This window comes from Burkholderia sp. YIM B11467 (genome assembly GCF_052952715.1).
This window is the reverse complement of sequence record NZ_JBQVSQ010000007.1, coordinates 58,769-84,936: the sequence shown is the minus strand read 5'-3', so window position 1 is coordinate 84,936 and position 26,168 is coordinate 58,769. Positions and strand designations below refer to the sequence as shown.

Here is a 26,168-nt window from a genome sequence, read left to right as displayed (position 1 = left end):
AACCGAAGTTTCAGATGACCCGGAATCCACAAGAAAGACGAACGCCCGAGCAGATCCGCGCGGGCAACAAGCGGCTCGGCCTCATCCTGCTCGTCATCGCCGCCGTTTTTTTTGTGGGTGTCGTGATCAAGCAGTGGTGGCTGTCCACTCACTGAAGCAGTAACTGACGCAGTAGCGAGGAAGTTGTCGTATGTCGAAGCCGGAAGAGGGCGCCGTCGATCGCGCGTTCAATCGTTCGATGCTGGTGAAGCTCTTCGTCGTGGCCGGGCTGATGTTCGGGTTCGGCTTCGCGCTGATCCCGATGTATCGGGCGATCTGCCAGATCACCGGCATCAACAACCTGGTGCAGCGCGACGTCAGCGAGCGCGAGGTGAAGAACTCGCAGGTCGACTATAGCCGCACGGTGTCGGTCGAGTTCGATGCGAACGCGCGCGGGCCGCTCGGTTTCAAGCCGGAGCACAACAGTCTCGACGTGCATCCGGGCGAACTGACGACGATCGTGTACGACGTGACGAACGGGCAGGGCAGGCCGGTCGTTGCACAGGCGATTCCGAGCTACGCGCCGAAGCAGGCGACGGAGTTCTTCAAGAAGATCGAATGCTTTTGCTTCACGCAGCAGACGCTGGCCGCGAACGAGTCGCGCAAGATGCCGGTGGTGTTCGTGATCGATCCGAAACTGCCGAAGGACGTGAAGACGATCACGCTGTCGTACACGTTCTTCGAACTGAATACGCCGGCCGCACCGGCGCCGGCGACGCGCAGCACGGCATCGCAGGGCGCGGCGACGCCGGGTGCATGACGACGGAGGCGGGGCGATGACGGAGGTCAAGCGCGGCGGGTTCGGCCAGGCAGTGAAGGCCGTGCTGTGGTCGTTCTTCGGGGTGCGCAAGCGGCGCGACCTGGAGGCCGACGCGACGCAGCTGAATCCGCTGCACGTGCTGATCGTCGCGTTGATCGCGGCCGGCGTGTTCATCGGCGTGCTGATCCTGATCGTGCGTGCGGTCGTGGGCTGAAGCCCGCGGCAACGAAAGAATGCAGTGCGCGGCGCCACGGCGACGCGTGCGGATAAGTGCGGTGGCGGTCACGCCGCGCAAGAAATAAAGCCGGAGCGGTTTCCGGTACACAAATTGGACTGAAGTGGAGAATCAAGCATGAGCGGTCAAAACCAGACCCCGTACTATTTCGTGCCGCATCCGTCGCACCATCCGATCAGTGCGGCCACCGGCCTGCTGGTCATGCTCGGATCGGCGGCGCTGTGGATCAACGGTCACGACTGGGCGCCGTTTACGGCGTTGCTCGGCCTGCTGTGGTTGCTCTTCACGCTGTATCACTGGTTCGGCGACGCGATCGCCGAATCGGAAGGTGGTCATTACGGCAAGAACGTCGACAAGTCGTACCGCTGGAGCATGAGCTGGTTCATCTTCTCGGAAGTCATGTTCTTCGGCGCGTTCTTCGGCGCGCTGTTCTACGCGCGTGAAATCGCGCTGCACCAGCTCGGCAGCCTCGACTACAAGCTGATCTGGCCGGATTTCTCCGCCGTGTGGCCGAACGAAGGCCCCGCAGCACTCGCCGGTCACTTCAAGACGATGGGCCCGTGGCCGGTCCCGACGCTGAACACGGCATTCCTGCTGTCGTCCGGCGTGACGCTGACGATCTCGCACCACGCACTGCGTGACGATCATCGCAAGAAGGCGATCGCCTGGATGGCCGCGACGCTCGCGTTCGGTATCTGCTTCCTGTTCCTGCAGGGCTTCGAGTACTACCACGCGTACAACGAACTGAACCTGACGCTGAATTCGGGCGTGTACGGTTCGACGTTCTTCCTGCTGACCGGCTTCCACGGCTTCCACGTGTTCCTCGGCGGCACGATGCTCGCGGTGGTGCTGGTGCGGATGATCCGCGGCCACTTCACGCCCGAACATCACTTCGCATTCGAAGGCGCCGCGTGGTACTGGCACTTCGTCGACGTCGTCTGGCTCGGCCTGTACGTCGTCGTCTACTGGCTGTAAATGGAACAACGGCCCGCGCAGCAATGCGCGGGCCGTTTTCATTGGTGTCGAGCGGGCAGCGGCTGGCTGCCTGCCGACACCACCCTGGCGCCGCCGCGACTCAGTCAGGCGGCGCTTTTGCTTGGTGCCGCGGCCATGCGGCGAAATGTCACAGCGGGTGGCAGCGGCCGTGGCGGCACATGCATCAGCGCCCGATCGGCAAGCCGGTCGGATGGATCCAGCCCATCCAGTTCGCGAGCAGGATGAGCAGGAACAGCGAGACCGACAGCCCGACGCGGGTGGCGAGCGACCAGACCATGCGTTTCGTGTGGCCGCGGTCGTGCATCATGAAGTAGAGCGCCGAGCCCATGCTGGCAATGATGAGGACGAAGGCGATGGGAACGAGTATGTGCATGACACGAACCGGACGACGGCAATTCGAAAGGAAGGGGATAATTATCGCACTTCGCTTTCGCGCATGTGCCGGGCGGGCGGCATGATGAAGATTCGCTGGCTGCCTGCGCTGCTGATCCTCGTCGTTGTCGCCGTCACGATCCGTCTCGGCTTCTGGCAGCGCGACCGTGCGCACCAGAAGGAAGCGCTGCAGGCGAGCATCGAGCGCTTCGAGCATGCGGCGCCCGTCGACATCGGCGCGCAGCCGATTCCGCTGGCGTCGATCGAGTTTCATCGCGTGCGTGCGAAGGGCCGGTTCGTGCCCGAGCAAGCCGTGTTCCTCGACAATCGGCCGTATAACGACCAGCCGGGTTTTTACGTCGTGATGCCGTTTAAACTCACGGGCGGCGGCGTCGTGCTGGTCAACCGCGGCTGGCTGCCGCGCAGCATCGCCGATCGCACGGCGATCGAGCCGTTCGCGACGCCCGCGGGCGACGTCGAGATCGTGGGCATCGCGCGCGCCGACGCGTCGCGCGCGTTCGAACTCGGCGAAGGCGGGTCGGCGGCGCACCAGAAGATCCGGCAGAACCTGGACGTCGGCGCGTATGCGCAGGAAACGGGGCTGCCGCTGCAGCCGTTCGTGATCCAGCAGACGAGCGACGACGGCGACAAGCTGGTGCGCGACTGGCCGGCGGCGACGACCGGCGTCGAGCGCAATTACGGTTACATGTTTCAGTGGTGGGCGATGGCGGCGGCCGCGCTCGGCTTCGGCCTGTACGCCGCGCGGCGTGCCGCGAAGAAGTCGGCCGGCGCGTGAGTGCCATGCCAGGACGCGGCGCAAGTGCCGCGGGTTCGTTTCGAGAGGTCTGATTTGTCCATGCAATCTTCCCGTCAGGGTCCGGCCGCCGAGCCGGTTTCGCCGGCGGCCCGCAAGCGCGGCCGCTGGATGCTCGTGCTGCTCGGGCTCGTGTGCGCCGCGCCGATGCTCGCGTCGTACTTCACCTATTACGTGATCAAGCCGAAGGGCGGCTCGACGAACTACGGCACGCTGATCGAGCCGCAGCGGCCGATTCCGGCGGATCTGCAGGTCACCGACGAAACCGGCAAGACCGTGCCGCTGTCGTCGCTGCGCGGCGTATGGCTGTTCGTGATGACCGACCGCAGCGCGTGCGACGAAGCGTGCGCGCAGAAGCTCTATTTCATGCGCCAGATCCGCGTCACGCAGGCGGGCGAACGACACCGGATCACGATGGTGTGGCTGCGCGGCGATGCGGGCGCGATGCCGCAGAAGGTGCTGGATGCGTATCCCGACACGCGCCGGCTCGTCGCCGATCCGGCGGCGATTGCCGCGTGGCTGCCGGCCGACGCCGGCACGAAGGACAGCGATCACATCTACATGGTCGACCCGAACGGCAACCTGATGATGCGTTTCCCGAAAGACCCGAATCCCAGCAAGATCAAGGCGGACGTCACGAAGCTGCTGAAGTGGTCGAGCATCGGCTAAGGCGAGAGAACGAGGCACCATTCCGATGTCGTATCTACTGCAACTCGGCCTGATCGGCTTCTGCATCGCGCTGCTGCCGCTGTCGTACGTGTGGGTGAAGGCCGACGACAACAAGTTCCGCAAGCTCGTGTGGATCACCACCTTCCTCACCCTCGATCTGGTGATGTTCGGCGGTTTCACGCGGCTGACCGATTCGGGGCTCGGCTGCCCCGACTGGCCCGGCTGTTACGGCACGTCGTCGCCGTTCATCGCGCACGCCGCGATCACGGCCGCGCACCAGGCGATGCCGACGGGGCCCGTCAGCATGACCAAGGCGTGGATCGAGATGATCCACCGCTATTTCGCGATGGCGATCGGCGTGCTGATCATCGCGCAGGTCGTGATCGCGTGGTCGGCGCGGCTGCGCCGCCGCCCGCTGCACGTGTCGCCGTGGTGGCCGACGAGCCTGCTGCTGCTGATCGTCGTGCAGGGCGTGTTCGGCGCGTGGACGGTCACGATGAAGCTGCAGCCCGTGATCGTCACGACCCACCTGCTGCTCGGCCTCACGCTGCTCGGCACGCTCGGCTGGCTCGCGGCGCGGCAGACGCCGCTGCCGTCGCATGACCCGGAGGCCGGACGCTATCGCGCGGCCGCGCTCGCGGCGCTCGTGCTGCTGGTCGTGCAGATCGCGCTCGGCGGCTGGGTGAGCACCAACTACGCGGTACTCGCGTGCACCGATTTCCCGACCTGCAATGGTCAGTGGATTCCGCCGATGGACTTCGGGCAGGGCTTCCACCTGTGGCGCGCGCTCGGGATGACGAAGGACGGCGACGCGATCACGCAGGACGCGCTGGTCGCGATCCACTGGACGCACCGCACGTTCGCGTTCGTCGTGGTCGCGTACCTGGTCGCGTTCGCGCTGAAGATGCGCCGCTTCGAGTCGCTGCGGCGGCCCGCGAACGGCGTGCTGCTGGTCGTTCTGCTGCAGTTCGTGACGGGCCTGACCAACATCGTGCTGCAGTGGCCGCTGCCGGTCGCCGTCGCGCACAACGGCGGGGCCGCGATCCTGCTGCTGCTCGTCGTCATGTTAAACTTTCGCATCCTTTCAAGCCGCCCCGGCCGTGTCGCGCAGCCTGCGCGCGACGCCGCCCCGGCGTGACCGCCCCCATGCAAAGCACCCTCTCCCAATCGCCCGGTAGCCGGTTTTCCCAGTACATGGCGCTAACGAAGCCGCGTGTCACGCAGCTCGCGGTGTTCTGCGCGGTGATCGGCATGTTCCTCGCGACGCCGGGCATGGTGCCGTGGCATGTGCTGATCGGCGGCACGGTCGGCATCTGGCTGCTGGCCGGCGCCGCGTTCGCGATCAATTGCCTCGTCGAACAGAAGATCGACGCGATGATGCGCCGTACCGCGTGGCGCCCGTCCGCGCGCGGCGAGATCACGACGCCGCAGATCCTGGTGTTCTCGGCCGTGCTCGGCAGCGTCGGCGCTTGGACGCTCTACACGTTCACGAACCCGCTGACGATGTGGCTGACGATCGCGACGTTTGTCGGCTACGCGGTGATCTACACGCTGCTGCTCAAGCCGATGACGCCGCAGAACATCGTGATCGGCGGCGCGTCGGGCGCGATGCCGCCGGCGCTCGGGTGGGCCGCGGTCACCGGTGCGGTGCCCGGCGACGCGTGGATTCTCGTGCTGATCATCTTCGTGTGGACGCCGCCGCATTTCTGGGTGCTCGCGCTTTATCGCCGCAAGGATTACGAGAGCGCGGGGCTGCCGATGCTGCCCGTCACGCACGGCGAGAAATTCACGCGGCTGCACATCCTGCTGTACACGGTGATCCTGTTCGCGGTCACGCTGATGCCGTTCATCTCCGGGATGAGCGGGGCTGTCTACCTGACGAGCGCGGTGCTGCTCGGCGCGGTGTTCCTCGCGTATGCGTGGAAGATCTACCGCGACTATTCGGACGAACTGGCCCGCAAGGCCTTCCGCTACTCGATCGTCTATCTGTCGCTGCTGTTCGCCGCGCTGCTCGTCGATCACTACGCACGCCCGCTGCTCGGCGTGTAACCGCACGGTTTGAACGCAATGCTCCATTCACGGTTCGGGCGCCGCGCGCGCCAAGGCTGGATGCTCGCGTGCGCATTCACGGCAGCGCTGCTGCTCGCCGGATGCGACAACGCGCCGAAATTCCAGAATCTCGACATCACCGGCAACACGCAGTTCGGCAACGACTTCTCGCTGCCCGATACGGCCGGCAAGGTGCGCACGCTCGCCGACTTCAAGGGCAAGGCTGTCGTGATGTTCTTCGGCTATACGCACTGCCCGGACGTGTGCCCGACCACGATGGCCGAGCTGTCCGAGGCGCTCAAGCAGCTCGGGCCCGATGCCGCGAAGCGCGTGCAGGTGCTGTTCGTCACCGTCGATCCGGAGCGCGACACCCCGGCGCTGCTCGGCCAGTACGTGCCCGCGTTCGATCCGTCGTTCATCGGCCTGCGGCCGGCCGACGAAGCGGCGCTGAAGAAGGTCACGAAGGATTTCCGCGTCTATTACGCGAAGGTGCCCGGCAAGACGCCCGACAGCTACACGATGGATCACACCGCCGCGAGCTACGTGTTCGACCGCGACGGCAAGCTGCGCCTGTTCGTGCGCGACGGCCAGGGCCCCGGCCCGTGGGTCCACGACCTGAAGCTGCTGGTCGACTGAGCGGCATCCGCCGGGCGCGCGGCCCGGCGATCGCGTTGACGGCCGTCACGCGCCGTCACGCCTTCTCTCTTTCCCGCTCGTTGTTTGCATGCGCTGCCCGTCGGGCGGCGCGTCGGCCTGCGCGTGCGTTGCGCAGGCGTGCCGTGCAGGCGTCGCGTTACGGCAGCGCCGGCACGTTGAAGCCGGATGCGGCGCGCGTGATCCGGAATTCCGTCACGCGATACGTGGCGAGCCCCTCGGTGACGAACGGATCGGTCTTCAAGATCGCGTCCAGCTCGTCGCGATCGATGCGGGCCGCGAGGATCACGCCGCCTTCGCGCGGCACTTTCGGCCCGGCCGCGATGAAGATGCCCTTGTCGAACAGCGGCTGCAGATACGCGCGGTGGCGTTCGAGCGCGTCGTCGATGCGCTCGAGCGACGCGGTGTAGTGGATGTCGATGACGTACATGGATGGCCCTGGAATATCGCCGGCGCTGCGCGCGCCGGCCAGCCGGTCTTTGTAGCACAGCGGATGCGGGCTGTCGCGCCGGCGGGCGCGTGGCGGGGTGACGGCTGCGTGTCGGCCGCCGGTACGTCGCACCGGCGTGTATTCAAGTTGTAAGGCTCGTTGCCGTAAATAAAAGGGCAACCGTTTGCGCGCGGCGGGCCGTTCGTGCGCATCGACATCGACAACAAGGCACGCAGATGAGCAGAATGAGTTTGAACCGCAAGCTGTGGCTCGCGCTTGCGCTGGTATGGATCGGTCTCCTGGGCGTTGGCGCATGGAGCGCCTACGAGACGCGCGCGACGATGCTCGCCGAACGCAAGGCGGGCATCGCGAACCTGGTCGATTCGGCGGCCGGCATCGTGACGGCGTATCACGCGCTCGCGCAGAGCGGCACGCTGCCCGAGGCCGACGCGAAGCGCGACGCGCTCGCGAGTCTCGCCGCGATGCGCTACGGCGATTCGGGCTATGTGTTCGTGATGGACTCGAAGCCGGTCGTGCTGATGCATCCGACGCTGCCGAAGCTGGTCGGCACGCAGGTCGGCGACTATCTCGATCCGGACGGCAAGCCGCTGTTCGTCACGATCCTGAACGCGGCGAAGGCGACCGGCAGCGGTTTCGCCGAATATCGCGGGCGGCTGCCGCACAGCGAGACCGCCGTGCCGAAGATCAGCTACGTCACGCGTTTCGCGCCGTGGGACTGGAACATCTCGAGCGGCGTGTTCCTGAAGGACATCGACACCATCTACTACCGCACGCTGCTCGGCCACCTCGCGGTCGTGTTCGTGATCGGCTTCGTGATCAGCGCGGCGATGCTGGTGATCATCCGCAACGTGCGCGGCAGTCTCGGCGGCGAGCCCGACGAAGCGGCCGCGCTCGCGACGCGCATCGCGCAGGGCGACCTGACGCAGCCGGTGCCCGTGCGCGCGGGCGACCGCACGAGCATGATGGCCGCGATGCATGACATGCAGGCGCGGCTGCAGGCGACGATCGGCGGGATTCGCCAGTCGGCCGAGGCGATCGCGTCGGCGAGCCGCGAGATCTCGGCCGGCAACGACGACCTGTCGCAGCGCACCGAGGAGCAGGCCGCGTCGCTGGAAGAAACGGCCGCGAGCATGGAGCAGCTGACCGCGACGGTGAAGCAGAACGCGGACAACGCGCGGCAGGCGAGCGGGCTCGCGAACAACGCGTCGGACATCGCGCGCACGGGGAGCGACGTCGTGAACCGCGTGATCGGCACGATGGGCGAGATCGACGACAGCTCGCGCAAGATCGCCGACATCATCGGCGTGATCGAGGGCATCGCGTTCCAGACCAACATCCTCGCGCTGAACGCGGCGGTCGAGGCCGCGCGCGCGGGCGAGCAGGGCCGCGGTTTCGCGGTGGTCGCGGGCGAGGTGCGCTCGCTCGCGCAGCGCAGCGCGACGGCCTCGAAGGAAATCCGCGAGCTGATCGTCGACTCGGTCGAGCGCGTGCGCAACGGTTCGACGCTGGTCGGCCAGGCCGGCACGACGATGGGCGAGATCCTGCAGGCGGTCGCGCGCGTGACCGACATCATGGGCGAGATCGCGGCCGCGTCCGAGGAGCAGGCGAGCGGCATCACGCAGGTCGGGCGCGCGGTCACGCAGATGGACCAGGTGACGCAGCAGAACGCGGCGCTCGTCGAGGAGGCCGCCGCGGCTGCCGCATCGCTGCAGGAACAGGCCGCGCGGCTGCGCGACGCGGTCGGCGCGTTCCGGACCGGCGACGCGGGCGGCCTGTCGCCGCGCCGGGCCGGCGCACGGGCGGCCGAACCCGCGTTCGGCGCGAAGGCGGCCGACCAGATGGCGGCCTGACGATGGCGGTTTAAACGCAACTAACGGCCGGGTCATGCCGCCGCCGCCAGCACCGCTGCGGTGCATACCCATATGAGCGGGATGTATTTCACTTCCCGCCGATCCTGTGACACCATTTGCGCCTTCCTGCGAGTCGGGGCTTACCCGTATCGCGCCCTATTTCCAGTAAGCAAGAAAGCGAGAAACAGATGAAGCGTCGCAGTCTCCTGAAGGTATTTTCCGTGCTGGCTACCGGTGCAGCGCTGACGCTGTCGGCGGGCGCGCACGCCGAAGACAAGGTGATCAAGGTCGGCACGGTCGCCGGTCCGGATTCTGAAGTGTGGCAGCTCGTGCAGAAGGTCGCGAAGGAGAAGGAAGGCCTGAACGTGAAGGTCATCGAGTTCAACGACTACGTGCAGCCGAACGCGGCGCTCGACTCGGGCGACCTCGACGCGAACAGCTTCCAGCACCAGCCCTACCTCGACAGCCAGGTGAAGCAGCGCGGCTACAAGATCGTCAGCGCGGGCCTGACCTACATCTCGCCGATCGGCGTGTACTCGAAGAAGTTCAAGGCGCTGAAGGACCTGCCGCAAGGTGCGAAGCTCGCGGTGCCGAACGATCCGTCGAACGAGAACCGCGCGCTGCTGCTGCTGCAGACGCAAGGCGTGATCAAGCTGAAGGCGGGCGCCGGCACGGGCGGCAACAACGCGACGGTGCTCGACATCGCCGAGAACCCGAAGAAGCTGAAGATCTCCGAACTCGACGCCGCGCAACTGCCGCGCGTGCTGTCGGACGTCGATGCGGCCGTGATCAACACGAACTACGCGCTCGCCGCGAACCTGCAGCCGACCAAGGACGCGATCGCGCTCGAAGCGCTGACGAGCCCGTATGCGAACCTGATCGCCGTGCGCGCGAAGGACAAGGACCAGCCGTGGGTGAAGAAACTGGTCAAGGCGTACCAGTCGCCGGAAGTGAAGGAATTCATCAAGAAGCAGTTCAAGGGCTCGATGGTCGCGTCGTTCTGAACGCCGCACACCGGTCGGACCGCTGAATGAAAAGGGCCTGCATCGCGCAGGCCCTTTTTCATTGGCGCAGCCGATCGACGGCCGCGCGGCGCCAGGCGTTCAGCGCTCGCTCACATCTCGCCGCGCCGCGAGCAGATCGACATGATCTGCTGGATCGCGTAGTTGTCGCGCACGCCCGGCAGCGACTGCACGACGCACTCGTGATAGCGCCGCTCGCGCGGCAGCAGCATCGCGTTGTTGCGGTACAGCGCGTCGCAGGAGCGCTGGATCAACTGGGCCGCCGCGCCGTTGCGGCTTTCGCGCAGCGCGTTGAGCATGCAGTCGTCGTATTGCTCGCTGCCGTCGGTCAGCGCGAACGCCGCCCCCGGCAGTGCCAGCGCGACGGCCGCGAATGCGATTGCACGGATCCCCCGTTTCATCTGTCCTCCGATGGAGTGGAATGGGTCGGCCGACAGCATAACGTAAAGCCGCAAGCGCGGCTGACGCGTTGCGCGGACACCGGCGGAAGCCGCCGCCGGGCGGGCTTCGCGCGGGGGCGCGGGGCTTCCACGGGCGGTGCGATTCGGTGCATCGAGCGAAAGCGCGGAGTCAGGCGGTGGTCTGCGGAAATGGTATCCTCGTGCGTTCGCCGCCGCACGCCTTCCCGGGGCGCGAGCGGGCCGGCCGCCGCTGCGTTTCACGCGCGGCGCGCCCGCATGACGGCGGCGGGAATCCATCATCCAGAACCGACACAATACGGGGGAGACTCACCCATGAAGCGATTCAAGACTTTCGCGATCCGTTCGATCACGGCCGGCGTGGCCGCACTCGCGCTGGCAGGCGCCGCGCACGCGCAGACCGTCAAGGTCCTGTCGATCGTCGACCATCCGGCGCTCGACGCGATCCGCGACGGCGTGCGCGCCGAGCTGAAGGCGGAAGGCTTCGGCGACGACAAGCTCAAGTGGGAATACCAGAGCGCGCAGGGCAACACGGGCACGGCCGCGCAGATCGCGCGCAAGTTCGTCGGCGACCAGCCCGACGTGATCGTCGCGATCGCGACGCCGGCCGCGCAGTCGGTCGTCGCGGCGACCAAGAGCGTGCCCGTCGTCTATTCGGGCGTCACCGATCCGGTCGCCGCGCAGCTCGTGAAGGGCTGGGGCCCGTCGGGCACCAACGTGACGGGCGTGTCCGACAAGCTGCCGCTCGATCGCCAGGTCGCGCTGATCAAGCGCGTCGTGCCGAATGCGAAGACGGTCGGCATGGTCTATAACCCGGGCGAGGCGAATTCGGTCGTCGTCGTTCAAGCGCTCAAGGAGCTCCTCGCGAAGCAGGGGATGACGCTCAAGGAAGCGGCCGCGCCGCGTACCGTCGACATCGGGCCGGCCGCGAAGAGCCTGATCGGCAAGGTCGACGTGATCTACACGAACACCGACAACAACGTCGTGTCCGCGTACGAAGCGCTCGTGAAGGTCGCGAACGAAGCGAAGATCCCGCTCGTCGCCGGCGATACCGACAGCGTGAAGCGTGGCGGCATCGCGGCGCTCGGCATCAACTACGGCGACCTCGGTCGCCAGACGGGCAAGGTCGTCGCGCGCATCCTGAAGGGCCAGAAGCCGGGCGCGATCGCGTCGGAGACGAGCAGCAACCTCGAGCTGTTCGTCAACACGGGCGCGGCCGCGAAGCAGGGCGTGACGCTGTCGTCGGATCTCGTGAAGGAAGCGAAGACGGTCATCAAGTAAGCCGCGGCCCGACCGCCGCGCTGGCAGGCCCGATCCGGGCCTGAACGACACCGCCGGACGGGCGGCTCCCACCCGGGGCCGCCCGTCCGCTTCGCCCGGCCGTACACGTCCGGCCGGGAAGCAACAGGATTCCCCATCATGTCTCTGTTCTCGTTACTGGGCGCCCTGGAGATCGGCCTGATCTTCAGTCTCGTCGCCCTCGGGGTGCTGATCTCGTTTCGCATCCTCAACTTTCCCGACCTCACCGTCGACGGCAGCTTTCCGCTCGGCGGCGCCGTTGCCGCGACGCTGATCTCGGCCGGCTACGACCCGTTCACCGCGACGGCGTTCGCGATCGTCGCGGGCGCGGTGGCCGGCTTCATCACCGGCTGGCTCAACGTGCGCCTGAAGATCATGGATCTGCTCGCCAGCATCCTGATGATGATCGCACTCTATTCGGTGAACCTGCGGATCATGGGCCGGCCGAACGTGCCGCTCATCACCGAGCCGACGCTCTTCACCGTGCTGCAACCCGACTGGATGCCCGACTACGTGCTGCGCCCGGCGCTGCTCGCGATCGTCGTCGTGGTCGCGAAGCTCGGCCTCGACTGGTTCTTCTCGTCGCAGCTCGGCCTCGCGATGCGCGCGACCGGCGCGAACCCGCGGATGGCGCGTGCGCAAGGTATCGCGACGGGCCGCGCGACGCTCGCCGGGATGGCGCTGTCGAACGCGCTCGTCGCGCTCGCCGGCGCGCTGTTCGCGCAGACGCAGGGCGGCGCGGACATCTCGATGGGGATCGGCACGATCGTGATCGGGCTGGCCGCCGTGATCATCGGCGAGACGCTGCTGCCGGCGCGCCGGCTCGTGCTGACGACGCTCGCCGTCGTGCTCGGCGCGATCGTCTACCGCTTCTTCATCGCGCTCGCGCTGAACAGCGAATTCATCGGCCTGAAGGCGCAGGATCTGAACCTCGTGACGGCCGCGCTCGTCACGATCGCGCTGGTGCTGCCGGCGACGCGCAAGAAGCTGTTCGCGCGCAAGAACGGAGGGGCATGACATGCTGTCCGCACAAGACCTGAAACTCACGTTCAATCCCGGCACGCCGATCGAGACGCGCGCGCTGCGCGGACTGTCGCTCGAGATCCCCGACGGCCAGTTCGTCGCGGTGATCGGCTCGAACGGCGCCGGAAAGTCGACCTTCCTCAATGCGGTCAGCGGCGACCAGCGCGTCGATTCGGGGCGCATCTCGATCGACGGCACGGACGTCACGCGGCAAGCCGCGTGGGACCGCGCGCACCTCGTCGCGCGCGTGTTCCAGGATCCGATGGCCGGCACCTGCGAGGCGCTGACGATCGAGGAGAACATGGCGCTCGCGACGGCGCGCGGTGTGCGGCGCGGCTTCCGGGCCGCGCTCGACCGGCCGTCGCGCGAGCTGTTCCGCGACAAGCTGCGGCTGCTGAATCTCGGCCTCGAGAACCGGCTGACCGACCGGATCGGGCTGCTGTCGGGCGGCCAGCGGCAGGCCGTCAGCCTGCTGATGGCGTCGCTGCGGCCGTCGCGGATCCTGCTGCTCGACGAGCACACGGCCGCGCTCGACCCGAAGACGGCCGCGTTCGTGCTGGAGCTGACCGCGCGCATCGTCGCCGAGAGCAAGCTGACCACGATGATGGTCACGCACAGCATGCGGCAGGCGCTCGACTACGGCGACCGCACGGTGATGCTGCACCAGGGGCAGGTCGTGCTCGACGTGTCGGGCGACGCGCGCAAGGGGCTTGACGTGCCGGACCTGCTGCAGATGTTCGAGAGGGTGCGTCACGAGCAGCTCGACGACGACGCGTTGTTGCTGAGCTGACCGGCGGGCCGGCGCGCCGTAACATGGCACGCGCGCCGGCCTTCCTCCCTGTTTTCCTCTGACGAAACACCGGTTTCGCACCGGTGCTGTGCGGCGCGAGCGCATTGCCATATACTGTATATCCATACAGTTGTGGGTGGCGTCATGCTCGCATCCTCCATTTCTCCCGAATCCCTTCATCCGTCGCTCTGGCGCGGCTCGCAGCTCGCGCGCGGCGGCCCGCGCACGATCGATACCGGCTTCGCGTCGCTGACCGCCGAACTGCCAGGCGGCGGCTGGCCGGTCGGCGGGCTCGTCGAACTGCTGTCCGCGCAGCCGGGTTGCGGCGAGATGCGGCTGCTCGCGCCTGCGCTCGCGCGCACCGTCAGCGCCCGGCGTCCGCTCGCGCTCGTCGCGCCGCCGCAATCGCCGCATGCGACCGCGCTCGCCAGTCTCGGCGTGCCGGCCGACGCGCTGCTGTGGCTGCGCGCCGGCAGCCGCACGGATGCATTGTGGGCCGCCGAGCAGGCGCTCAAGACCGGCTGCTGCGGCGCGCTGCTGCTCTGGCAGGACGCGCGGCCCGATGCGCTGCGGCGCCTGCATCTCGCGGCCGCGCGCACGGGCGACACGCTGTTCGTGATGCTGCGCCCGCTGTCGGCCGCGCGGCAGCCGTCGCCGGCCGTGCTGCGCGTCGCGCTGTATCCCGTGCCGGGCGGCGTCTCGCTCGACATCGTCAAGCGTCGCGGGCCCGCACGCAGCGAGCCGCTCGCGCTCGACCTGCCGTCGCCCATCGTGGAGAGTCGTTATGCGCGTCTTGCTCGGCATCCATCTGCCGCGCCTGCCGCTCGACGTGTGCGCCCCGCAGCCGTCTGACGCGGAGGCCGGCGGCGCCGGCTGCGCGGTGCTCGAGCAGGGCGTCGTGCTGATCGCCGATGCGCTCGCGCAGCGGCACGGCGTGCGCGCGGGCATGAAGCGCGGCGGCGTGCTGACGCTCGCGCCCGAGACGCAGCTCGTCGAACGCGATCCCGCGCGCGAGGCCGATGCGCTGCGCGCGGTCGCGCTCGCGTTGCTGCGCTTCTCGCCGTGCGTCGCGCTCGACGACGAAGCCACGCTGATCGTCGACGTCGGCCCGAGCCTGCGCCTGTTCGGTGGCTTGCCGTCGCTGTGCCGCCAGGTGCGCGCGACGCTCGCGGCGCTCGGCTACGCGGCGCGCCTGTCCGCCGCACCGACCGGGCGCGGCGCGTGGCTGCTCGCGCGCACGTCGGCCCGTGCGCGCATCCGGCGCCGCATCGCCGCTCAGGCCTCGCTCGTCCGCTCGCTCGACGGGCTGCCCTGTGTGCTGTTGCCCGATGCGCGTCCGTATGCAGGCTGGTTCGACGGCCTCGGTTGCCGCACGCTCGCCGATCTGCGCGGGCTGCCGCGTGCGGGGCTGCAGCGCCGCTGCGGTCCCGCGCTGCTGGCCGCGCTCGATCGCGCATACGGCGAGGCGGTCGAGCCGCTTGCATGGATGGCGGTGCCGCCCGTGTTCGACGTGCGGCTCGAATTGCCGGAGCGGGTCGAATACGCGGAAGCCGTGCTGTTCGCCGCGCGGCGGCTCGTCGTGCAGCTCTGCGGCTGGCTGGCCGCGCGGCAACTGTCGCTGGCCGCGATGACGTTCGATCTCGAGCACGAGCGCGGCCGCCAGGCCGTGCCGCCGACACCGCTCGAACTCGCGTTCGCCGCGCCCGTGCGCGACGAGGTGCACTTCATGCGGCTGCTCGGCGAGCGGCTCGCGCGCGTCGAGTTGCCGGCCGCGGTGATCGCGGTGCGTCTGAAGGCCACGCGCGTCGAATCGGTCGCGCCGCCGGCCGACGATCTTTTTCCCGAGCCGGGCGGCACGCGCGAGACGCGTGCGCGGTTGTTCGAGTTGCTGGTCGCGCGGCTCGGCGCGGAGAACGTGCTGCGCGCGGCGCCTGTTGCCGATCACCGGCCCGAGGCCGCGAACCGCTGGCTGCCGCTCGATGCGCAGGCCGGCAAGCCGGCCGGCGGGCCGCCGGCCGTGCCGCCGCGCCCCGCGTGGCTGTTGGCCGAGCCGCAGCCGTTGTTGATGCGCGAGAACCGGCCGGTATTTCATACGCCGCTCAGGATGATGTCGTCGCCCGAGCGGATCGAGGCCGGGTGGTTCGACGGTCAGCTTGCCGCGCGCGATTACCACGTTGCGCAGGATGAAGCCGGTGCGTGCTACTGGGTGTTCAGGGAGCGAGCGGGGAGCGAGTCCGAGCCGCGCTGGTTCCTGCATGGCCTGTTCGGGTGAGTGGTGATGGCTGCGGAATTCAAGTTTCTTCCTGACTACGCGGAGTTGTTCTGCCGTTCGAATTTTTCGTTCCTGCATGGCGCGTCGCATGCGGAGGAACTGGTCGAGCGTGCGATCGAGCTCGGCTATCGCGGGATCGCGATCACCGACGAATGCTCGCTCGCAGGCGCACCACGCATGCATGTCGCGGCGAAGGCAGAGGCGAAGGCGAAAGGGCTGCCGGGGCTGCCGCTCGTCATCGGTTCGTATTTCGACGTCACGCCGGATGAAGTCGCGCCCGGCCACGATCCGGGCCCCGGTGCGTTCGGGCTCGTGTTGCTTGCGCAGAACCGCGAGGGTTACGGCAACCTGTCCGAGCTGATTTCGTGGCGGCGGATGGCAGCGCCGAAGGGCACCTACAAGCTGACGTCGCGGATGCTGTCGGCACCCCCCGAGGAATTCGCACATCTGCGCGGGATGCCGGATTGCTTCGCGATTCTTGTCCCCGCGTATCCGGTTCGCGCGAACGTGCTCGATGCGCAGGTCGCATGGTTTCGTGCGACGTTCGGCGAGCGTGCGCGGCTTGGGCTCGTGCAATTGCAGCGTGCGCTGGACGGTGTGCAGCGCGAGGAGATTCGCGCGGCGGGCGAGCGGCGGGGCGTGCGCGTCGTTGCACTCGGCGATGTGACGATGCACCGGCGTTCGTGCAAGGCGCTGCAGGACGTGATGACGGCGATCCGCGTCGGCCTGCCGGTTTCGGAGTGCGGTTATGCGCTTGCGCCGAATGCGGAACAGCATCTGCGTTCGCGCGGACGGATCGCGAAGCTGTTTTCGCCGGAGGAGATCGCGGAGACATGCGCGATTCTCGATGCGTGTCATTTCGACCTCGGCACGCTTCGCTACGAGTATCCCGACGAGATCGTGCCGAAGGGACATACGCCAACGAGTTACCTCAAGCAGGAGACTCGGGACGGTGCACTTCAACGTTACTCCGGAACGATACCCGAGCACGTGCAGGAGCGGATCGACTACGAGTTGGCGTTGATCGAGAAGCTGCGTTACGAACCGTTCTTCCTGACCGTCTACGACATCGTCAAATACGCGCGCAGCCAGAACATTCTTTGCCAGGGCCGAGGCTCGGCAGCGAACTCGGTTGTCTGTTTCTGCCTCGGCATCACCGAGGTGAATCCCGAACAGAGCACGATGCTGTTCGAGCGCTTCATCAGCGAGGAGCGCGGCGAGCCGCCCGATATCGACGTCGACTTCGAGCATCAGCGCCGGGAAGAAGTCATTCAGCATATCTACAGGAAATACGGCAAGGATCGCGCCGCAATCGCGGCGGCCGTTTCGACATACCGACCGCGCGGCGTGCTGCGCGAAACCGGCAAGGCGCTCGGTGTCGATCCGATGCTGATCGACCGTGTCGCGAAGGGGCATCGCTGGTTCGACGGCAGCCGCGATCTGCTGCAGCAATTCGCGACGACCGGGCTCGACCCGGCGACGCCGATGATTCGCGCATGGGCCGAACTGTCGGGGCGATTGCTCAACTTTCCGCGCCACCTGTCGCAGCACTCGGGCGGCTTCGTGATCAGCCGCGGCAAGCTCACGCGGCTCGTGCCGGTCGAGAACGCGGCAATGGACGGGCGGCGCGTGATCCAGTGGGACAAGGACGATCTCGAAGCGCTCGGGTTGATGAAGGTCGACGTGCTCGCGCTCGGCATGCTGTCGGCGCTGCATCGTGCGTTCGACATGCGCACCGCGTGGCGCGGGCCGCCGGAGCCGGACGGCGAGCCGTTCACGCTGAAGCACATTCCGCAGGACGATGAAGCGACTTACGACATGATCTGCCGCGCCGATACGGTCGGCGTGTTCCAGATCGAATCGCGCGCGCAGATGTCGATGCTGCCGCGCCTGCGGCCGCGCACCTATTACGATCTGGTGATCGAGGTCGCGATCGTGCGGCCGGGGCCGATCCAGGGTGGCGCGGTGCACCCCTATCTGAAACGGCGCCAGGGCATCGAAAAAGTCAGTTACCCGAAGGAAGACCTGAAGCCCGCACTTGAACGCACGCAGGGTGTGCCGATCTTCCAGGAACAAGTGATGCAGATCGCGATGATTGCGGCTGGTTTCACGCCCGGCGAGGCCGACGAACTGCGTCGCGCGATGGCCGCGTGGAAGCGCAAGGGCAATCTGGAGCAGTATCACCGCAGGATCGTCGACGGGATGCGCGAGCGCGACTATCCGCCCGAATTCGCCGAGCAGATTTTCGAGCAGATCAAGGGCTTCGGCGATTACGGTTTCCCCGAGAGCCACGCGGCCAGCTTCGCGAAGCTCGCCTACGCCAGCAGTTGGCTCAAATGCCACGAACCGGCGATCTTCCTCGCCGCGTTGCTGAACAGCCAGCCGATGGGTTTCTATCCGCCGTCGCAACTCGTGCAGGACGCGAAGCGGCACGGCGTGCAGGTTTTGCCGATCGACGTCACACAAAGCAATTGGGAAGCGCAGCTCGAAGCGCTGCCCGGCCAGCCACCTCCGCATGGCCAGCCGGCCGTTCGGCTCGGGCTGTCGCTCGTGAGCGGGCTGGGCGAAGCCGCCGTTCGCAGGATCGAAACCGCGCGCACTGCCGGCCCGTTCGAGAACGTCGACGCACTCGCGCGCCGCGCGCAGCTCGAGCGCCGCGATCTCGAAGCGCTCGCCGCCGCGAACGCGCTCGCGACGCTCGCCGGCCATCGCCGCGATGCGTTGTGGCAGGCCGTCGCCGCGGCGCCGGAGCGCGACCTGCTCGCCGCCGCGCCGATCGACGAGCCGGAGAAGCCCGCACTCGGCGCGCCGTCCGAAGCCGACGACATCCTCGCCGATTACGACACCACCGGCCTCACGCTGAACCGCCACCCGGTCGCGCTGCTGCGGCCCGCGCTGCGCGCGCGGCGGCTGTCGTCCGCGGCCGAACTGCACGACCGTCCCGACGGCCGGCTCGCCCGCGCATGCGGGCTCGTGACCGCGCGGCAGATGCCGGGCACCGCGAAAGGCGTGATGTTCATGACGCTCGAGGACGAAACGGGCTGCGTGAACGTGATCGTCCGGCCCGAGCTGCTCGCGCGGCAGCGCCGCGAAACGCTCGATTCGCGGCTGCTCGCCGCGTCCGGCGTGTGGCAGGTCGCGAGCGACGTGAGGCACCTCGTCGCGCAGCATTTCGAGGATCTGACGCCGCTGCTCGGCGGCCTGCGCACGTCGAGCCGCGAATTCCACTAAGGCCGGCATGCACGCGGCACGACGGGCGCGACACCGTCCGATCATCGCCGCGCCGCACCGCCTCCAAAGGCCGGAAGCCGACCCCGATACGCGTTACGGCATCACCGGCGGATGGTAGGCGAGCGTGCCTGCGAGTGCCCAGAGCATGAAGATCACGAGCGGCAGGTGAACAACCAGTTGCGTGAACGTGAAACCGACAATGTCGCGGGCCCGCAAGCCGAGCACGCCGAGGAGCGGCAGCATCCAGAACGGGTTGATCAGGTTCGGCAATGCCTCCGCCGCGTTGTAGACCGTCACGGCCCAGCCCAGATGAACCTGCAGCAGTTTGGCCGCCTCGATGACGTACGGCGCCTCGATGATCCACTTGCCGCCGCCGGAGGGCACGAAGAACCCGAGCACGGCCGAATACACGCCCATCACCGCGGGAAACGACGCATGCGACGACATCGCGACGAAGAAGTGGGCGAGGTGATCGGAGAGCGGCAGCCCGGCGGGCGCCGCCGCTTTGGTCAGGATATAGGCGATCCCGCCGTACAGCGGAAACTGGATCAGCACACCCGCAACCGACGGCACCGAACGCGCGACGGCATTGAGGAATCGCCGCGGTCGCCAGTTCAGCAGCATCCCTAGCAGCAGGAACAGAAAGTTGTACGTGTTCAGGTTCGAGATCGCGATCAGCGGGTTTTTCGTCGTGAACTCGTGCCAGGCCCAGATCGCACCGATCGCCACGATCACGACGGTGACGAGCGGGCTGTATTCGAGCCAGTCTCCCGGGCGGGTCGGGCGGGCGAGCGTGGCATGGCTTTCGTCGAGCGCAATGCCCAGCTCCGTCGCGGTCTTCACCCGCGCGTCGTTGGGCGCGGACCGATACGCGATCAGCAGCGACGCGACGGTCAGCACCGCGGCCATCAGCATCGACTGCGGGAGAAAGATGGTCTCGGTGAAGGGGATGACGCCGGAGATCGCCAGCAGCGCCTTGGGCAGGCTGTCCGGATTCGCCTGCAGTTGCGACGCGGATGAACTCAAACCCAGCGCCCACGTCGCGCCCATGCCGAGATAAGCGGCCGCGCCTGCTGCGCGGTAATCCATGCGCAGATCGGTACGGCGCGCCAGCGCACGAACCAGGAGGCCACTGAAGATCAGGCTGATTGCCCAGTTGAACAATGACGCAACGATGCTGACGAGCGCGACGAACGTCACCGCTGCGCGCCCCGACGACGGCACGCGCGCGAGCGCACCGATTAACCTCGACGCGGGCGGCGATACCGCGACGACATAACCCGAGATGGCGACGATCGCCATCTGCATCGTGAACGGGATAAGGCTCCAGAAGCCGTCGCCGAACGCCACGCCGACCCGCGTGATCGGCGCACCGGCCGCCAGTGCGCCCGCCGCCACGATCATCACCGCGAGCGCAGCGAAGATATAGGCGTCCGGGAACCACTTCTCCGACCAGCGAGCCATGCCCGCGGCCATCCGTTCAAGCACGCGTTCGCGGTCAGCCGCCGGCGCGTCGCCGCGCTGCACGCCCATCAGCTCTTTCATCTCGATCTCCTTGCCCGTCACGGCTTCAGTTTGTTTTTTCATAAATTTGAATGGCCGCGGCCAGATCTTCCAGCGCGGTGCCGACGGCCTTGAACACGGTGCGCTGAAGAGCGTTCGTCCGCCCCTGCGCTTCGCCCCGGCACAGCGCCGTCAACGTCCGGCTCAGGTGGTCGGGCGCAATGACGCTGCGCGCCAGCGGACCCAGCAGATCGCCGGATTTTTGCGCGGCCTCGTCCGTATCGACATAAATCTCCGCCTGCCGGAAGCAGTCGTCGTCCGCTTCGCGCATGCGCGGTGTAAAACTGCCGATCAGGTCCAGATGCGAGCCCGGTGCGAGCCACTTGCCGCAGACGATCGGTTCCGTCGCCAGCGTCGCGCAGGTGACGACGTCCGCGCGACGGACGCTCTCCTCGAGATTCGTGACGGCCGCTGCATCGAAACCGGCGCCGGTCAGCCGGTCGACCAGTCGAGCCACTGCGTCGGGATCCTTGTCCCACACCTCGACGTGCGAGATCGGCAACTGGCTGCGATACGCGAGCGGCACCAGGCTGCCGACCCGGCCGGCACCCATCAGCACGAGGCGCGATGCGTTGGGGCGGGCCAGATAGGTGGCGGCCAGCGCCGACGCAGCAGCGGTGCGGCGCGACGTGATTTCGTTTCCGTCCAGTTGCGCGACCGGGTTGCCCGTCCGCCCGTCATAGAGCACGTAGGTCGAGTGCAATCCGGGCATGCCGTGTTCCGCATTGCCCGGGAAGATGTTGACCGTCTTGATGCCCAGATAGCCGTGGTCTTCCCACGCGGGCATGATGAGCACCGTGCCTTCGTCTTCGCTGCCGGCATTGAGCACGTGCGAATGACGCAGCGGCACGTGGCAGCCGTCGACGAACGCTTGCTTCAGGCGTGCGACCAGCGATTCGAAATCCAGCGCGTCGCGTGTCGCGACGGCGTCGAAATGTTTCATGGTGAACCTTTCCTCAATCGGGGTTTAGGCGTCGATGCTGACGTCGGTTGCCGGAATGGCCTGACAGGCGAGGCACATGTCGGCTTCGTCCGGCCCGGATCCGCTCAGATGCGTGACTTCGCCCGATACGACCTTGACCGCGCAGCTCTCGCACTGTCCGACCCGGCAACCGCTCGGCAACGCGATGCCGAGACGCTCCGCGAACGACAGCAGGCTGCCGTCGCCGGGCGTCCAGGTGGCCGTGCGACGCGACCGCGTGAACTGCACCGCATATCGCTTCGACGGGTCGAGCGTCGGCCGGGACGGCGATCTGAACGCTTCCTTGAAGATGTCGAAAGGCGGCACGCCGCGCGCGATCAGCCCCGACGTGATCGCCTCCATCATCGGTTCGGGGCCGCACAGATAAAACCGCGCGCGCCGCCGGATCAGATCGTCGGCGACCACGTCGGCCGACAGGTAGCCGTGTATCTGATAGTCGCGTCCCGGCGTCTCGTCGTGCGGCTGGTTGTAGCAGTTGACGACTTCGAGCTTCGGCAGTCGCCGCTTCAAGGTCTCGATGCGGTCGCGGAACGCGTGCGTCCTGCTGTTCAGGTTGGCGTAGAAGAGTCTCGATTCCGGCGCCCGGTCCGCCTGATCCCGGATCGATTCCAGGTACGAGATGAACGGCGTGATGCCGATGCCGCCCGCGAACATCACGACGGGCTGCCGCGATGCCGGCGGCACGACGAACGTGCCGCCGGGCGCACCGAGCAAGACGGGATCGCCGACCTCGAGCGCGCCGTGAATGTAGGACGACATCGCGCCTTCGAACGCCGTGCCGTCGCCGGCCCGGCCTTTCTGGTGGCGTACCGAGATGGCGTAAGTGCGGCGATCGTCTTCGCGGGCGGCGCCCGTCAGCGAATAGGCGCGCGTCGTCCCGCCGTCGCCGAGCGACGGGATATGCAGCGTCACGTGCTGACCGGGCAAATAGTCCGGCAGTGCGCCGCCGTCCGCGGCTCGAAACGTGACGGTTCGCACGCCGCTCGCTTCCTCGCGAATGGCGGACACCACAAAGTCCCGCAGGCCTTTCCACGATCGGCGCGCCGGATCGACCGACTGGTCGCGCCGGATGCGGCAGCGCACGGAACGCAGCGGCGACGATCCGCTGACCGGATCGAGTTGCGTCGCCGACACGAGTTGGTTGAAATTGCTGTTGTCGCGGCCGCCCACGGCGAGCGCGTCCTGGCCGACCTCGTCGCACGCTTGCCACCAACCGTATTCGGCCACGATCACGTTGCGCGCCAGTTCCGGTACGACGCGCGCCTTGAAGCGCGCCGAGCCGTTCGTCGTTTCGATCAGGCACCAGTCGCCGTCGACGATGCCGTGTTCGGCCGCCAGTTCGTCGTTGAGTTCCGCTATCGGATGCGGCGCGCGGCGACGCAGGCTCGGCAGGCCGCGATGCTGGCTGTGGCAGTAGTACCCGTTCTTCATCGAGGTCAACGTGCAGGGAAAGCGCCGGCGATTGTCCGCGTGCGCATCCTCGCCATGCTGCGGCGGCACGTACTGCGGAACGGGCGGGTAGCTGTGACGATGCAATTTCTCGGAATACAGTTCGACGCGCCGCGTCTCCGTGTCGAAGCCGCGAATGCCGTCGGGCGTTGCTGCAGCGTATTGCCGCTCGCGTTGCGGCAACGGCCTGTAGATGCCTTCCGGATGGGCGCGCAGCGACGCGACGTTCAGCCCGAGCGGTTCGAGCACGTGATTCCATCCGGCCTCGATGCTGCCGCCGAAGAACGCGTCCTGCATCCCGAGCCGCACGGCCAGGTCGAAGACGATGTCGTAGTCCGCCCGGCTCTCGCCTCGCGGCGGCACCATGCGCTGCCTCAACTGCACGAGTTCGACCGCGTGCTCGTCGATCTCGAAACCGAGTCGCAGACCTTCCCGTTCCCACGGCGTGTTCACCGGAAGCAGGATGTCCGCATAGCGTGACGACGGCGTCTCGAAGAGATCGCAGTGAACATGGAAATCGAGCGCGCAGAGCGCGTCGTGCGCGAGGCCGCCATCCGCCTGGGACAGCACCATGTTCGTGCCGAACGCGAACAGCGCGCGCACGCGGTAGGGTTCCCCGTCGAGGATGGCGCGATAGACGTCGCGTGCCGTTACCCAGCCTTGCGCGGGAGGGCCGAGCGGCCGCTCCGCCAGGCCGAGCGCTTTCGCGCGTTGCCGCGGGTTCAGCATCGCGTAGCTGCTGACCGCGTTGGCCGGCTGCTTCGTCCATGCCCGATTCGAGCCGCGCGTGTCGAACGCACCCGTCAACGCATACATCGTCGCGATGGATCGCTCGGTCTGCGTGGCATTGGTGTGCATGCCGACACCCGACCAGGCGTGATAGGCAATGGCCTGATGCGGCCGCAGCATTTCAGCGGCCTTCACGATGTCGGCTGCGTCGACGCCGGTGATCGTGGCCGCATAGTCCGGCGTATAGGCGTCGAGCGCCTTCGAATAGAGGTCGAAGGCCGGCGTGCAGTCCACGTCCACGCAGCGGCCCGCCGCATCCCGGATCGCCACGCGGCGCACGCCGGTCATCAACAGGTCGGCAGGCCGGGGCGCGGTTTCCTCTCCGGCGAGTTCCAGTCGCTCGAGCGTCGCGTTCCAGCGCACATGGCGGTTGCCCGACGCATCGCCGTCGAGGTCCCGCTCGCGCAGAAACCGCCCGGTGTCGGCCCGCACGAGCAACGGGCCGTTCGTCCATTCGCGCACGAATGCATCGTCGACGTTGCCGGTCGCGATCATCTGCCGCGCGATCGCCATCGCGAGCGCGCCGTCGGTACCGGGATGGACGCGCAGCCACAGGTCGGCCTCCCGTGCGAGCGCGGTCGGCCGCGGATCGACGACGATCAGCCTGGCCCCGTTGCGGCGGCCTGTTGCGATCGCATCGGCCTGCGCGAGCCAGGTGTTGGCGGGATTGTTTCCCCACAGCACGATGAGTTCGGCATGCCGGTAATCCGCGACGGGAATGCCGCAGCCGAACGTAAAGGCATGCGCGCTGTCCTTGTGCCAGTTGCAGATCTCGGTCGCATAGCAAATATTCGGACTTCCGAACAACCAGACGAATCGCTCGACCCAGTCGATGCTGTCGCTCATCGGCGTGCCGCTGGGCGTGGTGACGCCGAAGGCGACCGACTCGGCGCCGTTTTCCCGCTTGAAATACGCGAGACGCTCCGCGATCTCGGACAGCGCCTCGTCCCAGCCGATGCGTTGCCAGCCGGGATCGACGGCATTCTTCGGGCGCGTGCGGCGCATCGGATACAGCACGCGGTTCGGGTTATGCACGAGTTCGGGGGCTGCTTTCCCCTTCATGCACATCGCGTGGCCGGTCGGGTGCGTATCGTCCGGTCGGACCTTGATCATCATGTCGCCACGCACGACGTTGATCGTGCCGCATCGCGACCGGCACAACGTGCAGTAGCCCTTCTTTTCCTGCGTCTCCATCGGTTTGCATCGTCCGCTTCATGTTTGCGACTATGCTAGGAAGCGGCGGCAGCCATGACAAATTCATCCTTTCGATGGTCCGGTATATATTGAATCAATATCGCGTCCATCGACCTGTTGTACTGTTCGGGCCTTCGAGGCAGTGCTGATCCGGAGCTGCCCGGACTTCTCGGATCCTTTCTCGTGAACACGCACGTCACCCTGCGCCAGATCGAATACTTCGTGTCCGTTGCCGACACGGGGCAAATTTCGAAGTCGGCCAATCTTTGTTCGGTGTCTCAATCGTCGATGACGATCGCGTTGAAAAACCTCGAGGATGCGGTCGGCGTCACGCTGCTTCTGCGTCATCCGAAAGGCGTGCGCCTGACACCGGCCGGCGAGCGGTTCCTGCGTCATGTGCAGCACGCGACGATGTCGATCGATCGCGCCGTGGCGGCCGCGCAGGAGCAGCCGGAGCAGACCGCCGGGCATGTCCGGATCGGGGTGACCGAAACTATCTCGGCCTATCTGATGCCGTCGCTGATGTCCGCCATTTCCCAGCGCTTCGACAACCTGAGCGTCAGCATCGTCGAAAGCGAACGCGAAGCCATCGAGACCATGCTGGTCGACGATCGCCTCGATATCGCGCTGCTGCTGGTGTCGAATATCGCGGAAGTCGGCGACCTGAAATACGAGACGATTCTTCGCTCGCCGCGCCGGCTGTGGACCCATCCTGGGCATCCGTTGCAGGACGCCCATCGCGTCACCCTCGAGGACGTCGCGCGCGAGAACTATCTGCTGCTCGACATGGACGAGCACCTGCGAACCGTCGGCAAGTACTGGGGGAGCTACGGCATCGCGCCGAACGTCTGGATGCAGAGCAAATCGATCGAAGCCGTGAGAAGCCTCGTCGCGCTCGGGCACGGGGTGACGATCCTCTCGGATCTCGTTTATCGGCCGTGGTCGCTGGAGGGAAACCGGATCAGCCGTCGCAATCTCAGCGTGACCGTGCCGACGATGGACGTCGGCGCGGTGTGGCGGCGGGGCGGCGCGACGTCGGCGCCGTGCCGCGCGCTGCTGGAGCTGTTCCGGTCCTGGAGAAAGACGGCCGGGTAGCGGGAAGCGCACTCGCGCATGCCCCCGCCGCGCGATGCATACCAGTCGCCCAAAGTGGTTCTATCCTGGTCTGATTTCGACGCCCGAAAACCCGGCAAACCGGCCGCTCGAACTGTCCCCTTGCATACCAATCCGGGTAAATCCCTATCCC

Annotated in this window: 24 protein-coding genes; 18 read left to right on the top strand and 6 right to left on the bottom strand. The window is 67.1% G+C overall.

The annotated features are described in order from the left end of the window. Window positions 1–14 precede the first annotated feature (14 nt). The 4 genes from ACTRWB_RS23650 (at window position 15) to ACTRWB_RS23635 (ending at window position 2,009) form a co-directional block, all read left to right on the top strand. Complete coding sequence (locus ACTRWB_RS23650) at window positions 15–155, top strand: cytochrome oxidase small assembly protein (RefSeq protein WP_034179107.1); 141 nt, start codon at window positions 15–17, stop codon at window positions 153–155. A 35-nt stretch (window positions 156–190) separates the two neighbouring features. Beyond that, window positions 191–799 carry a cytochrome c oxidase assembly protein gene (locus tag ACTRWB_RS23645; protein WP_129513034.1) on the top strand — a complete coding sequence of 203 codons (609 nt, stop codon included), beginning with the start codon at window positions 191–193 and terminating at the stop codon, window positions 797–799. A 16-nt stretch (window positions 800–815) separates the two neighbouring features. Then, the gene (locus ACTRWB_RS23640) at window positions 816–1,013 is read left to right on the top strand and encodes a DUF2970 domain-containing protein (RefSeq protein WP_048247046.1); all 198 of its coding nucleotides are present in this window, start codon (window positions 816–818) and stop codon (window positions 1,011–1,013) included. A 138-nt stretch (window positions 1,014–1,151) separates the two neighbouring features. Beyond that, a complete protein-coding gene (locus tag ACTRWB_RS23635) occupies window positions 1,152–2,009 on the top strand; it encodes a cytochrome c oxidase subunit 3 (protein ID WP_048247044.1) in 858 nt (285 codons plus the stop codon). 184 nt (window positions 2,010–2,193) lie between these two features. On the opposite strand, the gene ACTRWB_RS23630 is transcribed toward ACTRWB_RS23635, so the two are convergent. Next, complete coding sequence (locus tag ACTRWB_RS23630; protein ID WP_048247042.1) at window positions 2,194–2,403, bottom strand: twin transmembrane helix small protein; 210 nt, start codon at window positions 2,401–2,403, stop codon at window positions 2,194–2,196. 84 nt (window positions 2,404–2,487) lie between these two features. Between ACTRWB_RS23630 and ACTRWB_RS23625 the strand changes: the two genes are divergently transcribed. Genes ACTRWB_RS23625 through ACTRWB_RS23605 form a run of 5 tightly spaced genes read left to right on the top strand, consistent with a single transcriptional unit; the run spans window position 2,488 to window position 6,570 of the window. Continuing rightward, window positions 2,488–3,198, top strand: coding sequence for an SURF1 family protein (locus ACTRWB_RS23625; RefSeq protein WP_446903487.1), 711 nt, complete (start codon window positions 2,488–2,490; stop codon window positions 3,196–3,198). Window positions 3,199–3,258: 60 nt separating this feature from the next. After that, the gene (locus ACTRWB_RS23620) at window positions 3,259–3,885 is read left to right on the top strand and encodes an SCO family protein (RefSeq protein WP_129513032.1); all 627 of its coding nucleotides are present in this window, start codon (window positions 3,259–3,261) and stop codon (window positions 3,883–3,885) included. A 25-nt stretch (window positions 3,886–3,910) separates the two neighbouring features. Continuing rightward, window positions 3,911–5,023, top strand: coding sequence for a COX15/CtaA family protein (locus tag ACTRWB_RS23615; RefSeq protein WP_412022984.1), 1,113 nt, complete (start codon window positions 3,911–3,913; stop codon window positions 5,021–5,023). A gap of 8 nt (window positions 5,024–5,031) precedes the next feature. Next, window positions 5,032–5,934, top strand: a complete 903-nt coding sequence (cyoE, locus tag ACTRWB_RS23610; protein ID WP_048247036.1) for a heme o synthase — start codon at window positions 5,032–5,034, stop codon at window positions 5,932–5,934. Window positions 5,935–5,952: 18 nt separating this feature from the next. Beyond that, the gene (locus ACTRWB_RS23605) at window positions 5,953–6,570 is read left to right on the top strand and encodes an SCO family protein (protein WP_129513030.1); all 618 of its coding nucleotides are present in this window, start codon (window positions 5,953–5,955) and stop codon (window positions 6,568–6,570) included. A gap of 157 nt (window positions 6,571–6,727) precedes the next feature. On the opposite strand, the gene ACTRWB_RS23600 is transcribed toward ACTRWB_RS23605, so the two are convergent. Further along, window positions 6,728–7,018, bottom strand: a complete 291-nt coding sequence (locus tag ACTRWB_RS23600) for a YciI family protein (protein WP_034179097.1) — start codon at window positions 7,016–7,018, stop codon at window positions 6,728–6,730. 236 nt (window positions 7,019–7,254) lie between these two features. Between ACTRWB_RS23600 and ACTRWB_RS23595 the strand changes: the two genes are divergently transcribed. After that, window positions 7,255–8,889, top strand: a complete 1,635-nt coding sequence (locus ACTRWB_RS23595) for a methyl-accepting chemotaxis protein (protein ID WP_446903342.1) — start codon at window positions 7,255–7,257, stop codon at window positions 8,887–8,889. Window positions 8,890–9,077: 188 nt separating this feature from the next. Next, window positions 9,078–9,893, top strand: coding sequence for a MetQ/NlpA family ABC transporter substrate-binding protein (locus ACTRWB_RS23590; RefSeq protein WP_129513028.1), 816 nt, complete (start codon window positions 9,078–9,080; stop codon window positions 9,891–9,893). A gap of 110 nt (window positions 9,894–10,003) precedes the next feature. Here ACTRWB_RS23590 and ACTRWB_RS23585 read toward each other — a convergent pair whose 3' ends face one another. Next, window positions 10,004–10,312: a VF_A0006 family four-cysteine protein gene (locus ACTRWB_RS23585; protein WP_048247028.1), complete on the bottom strand. Its 309-nt coding sequence runs from the start codon at window positions 10,310–10,312 to the stop codon at window positions 10,004–10,006. 333 nt (window positions 10,313–10,645) lie between these two features. Between ACTRWB_RS23585 and ACTRWB_RS23580 the strand changes: the two genes are divergently transcribed. The 6 genes from ACTRWB_RS23580 (at window position 10,646) to ACTRWB_RS23555 (ending at window position 18,945) form a co-directional block, all read left to right on the top strand. After that, a complete protein-coding gene (locus tag ACTRWB_RS23580) occupies window positions 10,646–11,611 on the top strand; it encodes an ABC transporter substrate-binding protein (RefSeq protein ID WP_048247026.1) in 966 nt (321 codons plus the stop codon). A gap of 138 nt (window positions 11,612–11,749) precedes the next feature. Beyond that, complete coding sequence (locus ACTRWB_RS23575; protein ID WP_446903341.1) at window positions 11,750–12,646, top strand: ABC transporter permease; 897 nt, start codon at window positions 11,750–11,752, stop codon at window positions 12,644–12,646. Between the two features lies 1 nt (window position 12,647). After that, on the top strand, window positions 12,648–13,442 hold the full coding sequence (locus ACTRWB_RS23570; protein ID WP_446903340.1) for an ABC transporter ATP-binding protein: 795 nt from the start codon (window positions 12,648–12,650) through the stop codon (window positions 13,440–13,442). Window positions 13,443–13,586: 144 nt separating this feature from the next. Beyond that, window positions 13,587–14,294, top strand: a complete 708-nt coding sequence (gene imuA, locus ACTRWB_RS23565; protein ID WP_446903339.1) for a translesion DNA synthesis-associated protein ImuA — start codon at window positions 13,587–13,589, stop codon at window positions 14,292–14,294. Continuing rightward, the gene (locus ACTRWB_RS23560) at window positions 14,227–15,714 is read left to right on the top strand and encodes a Y-family DNA polymerase (protein WP_446903338.1); all 1,488 of its coding nucleotides are present in this window, start codon (window positions 14,227–14,229) and stop codon (window positions 15,712–15,714) included. The genes imuA and ACTRWB_RS23560 overlap by 68 nt, the downstream gene beginning before the upstream one ends. A 6-nt stretch (window positions 15,715–15,720) precedes the next feature. Further along, the gene (locus ACTRWB_RS23555; RefSeq protein ID WP_446903337.1) at window positions 15,721–18,945 is read left to right on the top strand and encodes an error-prone DNA polymerase; all 3,225 of its coding nucleotides are present in this window, start codon (window positions 15,721–15,723) and stop codon (window positions 18,943–18,945) included. A 93-nt stretch (window positions 18,946–19,038) separates the two neighbouring features. Here ACTRWB_RS23555 and ACTRWB_RS23550 read toward each other — a convergent pair whose 3' ends face one another. The 3 genes from ACTRWB_RS23550 to ACTRWB_RS23540 are packed head-to-tail and all read right to left on the bottom strand — an operon-like array spanning window position 19,039 to window position 24,922. Beyond that, the gene (locus tag ACTRWB_RS23550; RefSeq protein ID WP_446903486.1) at window positions 19,039–20,490 is read right to left on the bottom strand and encodes a short-chain fatty acid transporter; all 1,452 of its coding nucleotides are present in this window, start codon (window positions 20,488–20,490) and stop codon (window positions 19,039–19,041) included. Window positions 20,491–20,515: 25 nt separating this feature from the next. Next, the gene (locus ACTRWB_RS23545) at window positions 20,516–21,451 is read right to left on the bottom strand and encodes an ornithine cyclodeaminase family protein (protein WP_446903336.1); all 936 of its coding nucleotides are present in this window, start codon (window positions 21,449–21,451) and stop codon (window positions 20,516–20,518) included. 24 nt (window positions 21,452–21,475) lie between these two features. Then, on the bottom strand, window positions 21,476–24,922 hold the full coding sequence (locus ACTRWB_RS23540) for a molybdopterin-dependent oxidoreductase (RefSeq protein WP_446903335.1): 3,447 nt from the start codon (window positions 24,920–24,922) through the stop codon (window positions 21,476–21,478). Window positions 24,923–25,105: 183 nt separating this feature from the next. On the opposite strand from ACTRWB_RS23540, the gene ACTRWB_RS23535 reads away from it, so the two are divergent. Next, window positions 25,106–26,017, top strand: a complete 912-nt coding sequence (locus ACTRWB_RS23535; protein WP_129513023.1) for a LysR family transcriptional regulator — start codon at window positions 25,106–25,108, stop codon at window positions 26,015–26,017. The last annotated feature ends 151 nt before the right edge of the window (window positions 26,018–26,168 follow it).

Coding starts and splice junctions, on each gene's coding strand:
- ACTRWB_RS23650 (WP_034179107.1), top strand. CDS start 15: ATGACCCGGAATCCACAAGAAAGACGAACGCCCGAGCAGATCCGCGCG.
- ACTRWB_RS23605 (WP_129513030.1), top strand. CDS start 5,953: ATGCTCCATTCACGGTTCGGGCGCCGCGCGCGCCAAGGCTGGATGCTC.
- ACTRWB_RS23630 (WP_048247042.1), bottom strand. CDS start 2,403: ATGCACATACTCGTTCCCATCGCCTTCGTCCTCATCATTGCCAGCATG.
- ACTRWB_RS23640 (WP_048247046.1), top strand. CDS start 816: ATGACGGAGGTCAAGCGCGGCGGGTTCGGCCAGGCAGTGAAGGCCGTG.
- ACTRWB_RS23580 (WP_048247026.1), top strand. CDS start 10,646: ATGAAGCGATTCAAGACTTTCGCGATCCGTTCGATCACGGCCGGCGTG.
- ACTRWB_RS23615 (WP_412022984.1), top strand. CDS start 3,911: ATGTCGTATCTACTGCAACTCGGCCTGATCGGCTTCTGCATCGCGCTG.
- ACTRWB_RS23570 (WP_446903340.1), top strand. CDS start 12,648: ATGCTGTCCGCACAAGACCTGAAACTCACGTTCAATCCCGGCACGCCG.
- ACTRWB_RS23575 (WP_446903341.1), top strand. CDS start 11,750: ATGTCTCTGTTCTCGTTACTGGGCGCCCTGGAGATCGGCCTGATCTTC.
- ACTRWB_RS23600 (WP_034179097.1), bottom strand. CDS start 7,018: ATGTACGTCATCGACATCCACTACACCGCGTCGCTCGAGCGCATCGAC.
- ACTRWB_RS23635 (WP_048247044.1), top strand. CDS start 1,152: ATGAGCGGTCAAAACCAGACCCCGTACTATTTCGTGCCGCATCCGTCG.
- ACTRWB_RS23555 (WP_446903337.1), top strand. CDS start 15,721: ATGGCTGCGGAATTCAAGTTTCTTCCTGACTACGCGGAGTTGTTCTGC.
- ACTRWB_RS23620 (WP_129513032.1), top strand. CDS start 3,259: ATGCAATCTTCCCGTCAGGGTCCGGCCGCCGAGCCGGTTTCGCCGGCG.
- ACTRWB_RS23645 (WP_129513034.1), top strand. CDS start 191: ATGTCGAAGCCGGAAGAGGGCGCCGTCGATCGCGCGTTCAATCGTTCG.
- ACTRWB_RS23545 (WP_446903336.1), bottom strand. CDS start 21,451: ATGAAACATTTCGACGCCGTCGCGACACGCGACGCGCTGGATTTCGAA.
- ACTRWB_RS23550 (WP_446903486.1), bottom strand. CDS start 20,490: ATGAAAGAGCTGATGGGCGTGCAGCGCGGCGACGCGCCGGCGGCTGAC.
- imuA (WP_446903339.1), top strand. CDS start 13,587: ATGCTCGCATCCTCCATTTCTCCCGAATCCCTTCATCCGTCGCTCTGG.
- ACTRWB_RS23590 (WP_129513028.1), top strand. CDS start 9,078: ATGAAGCGTCGCAGTCTCCTGAAGGTATTTTCCGTGCTGGCTACCGGT.
- ACTRWB_RS23560 (WP_446903338.1), top strand. CDS start 14,227: ATGCGCGTCTTGCTCGGCATCCATCTGCCGCGCCTGCCGCTCGACGTG.
- cyoE (WP_048247036.1), top strand. CDS start 5,032: ATGCAAAGCACCCTCTCCCAATCGCCCGGTAGCCGGTTTTCCCAGTAC.
- ACTRWB_RS23540 (WP_446903335.1), bottom strand. CDS start 24,922: ATGGAGACGCAGGAAAAGAAGGGCTACTGCACGTTGTGCCGGTCGCGA.
- ACTRWB_RS23585 (WP_048247028.1), bottom strand. CDS start 10,312: ATGAAACGGGGGATCCGTGCAATCGCATTCGCGGCCGTCGCGCTGGCA.
- ACTRWB_RS23625 (WP_446903487.1), top strand. CDS start 2,488: ATGAAGATTCGCTGGCTGCCTGCGCTGCTGATCCTCGTCGTTGTCGCC.
- ACTRWB_RS23595 (WP_446903342.1), top strand. CDS start 7,255: ATGAGCAGAATGAGTTTGAACCGCAAGCTGTGGCTCGCGCTTGCGCTG.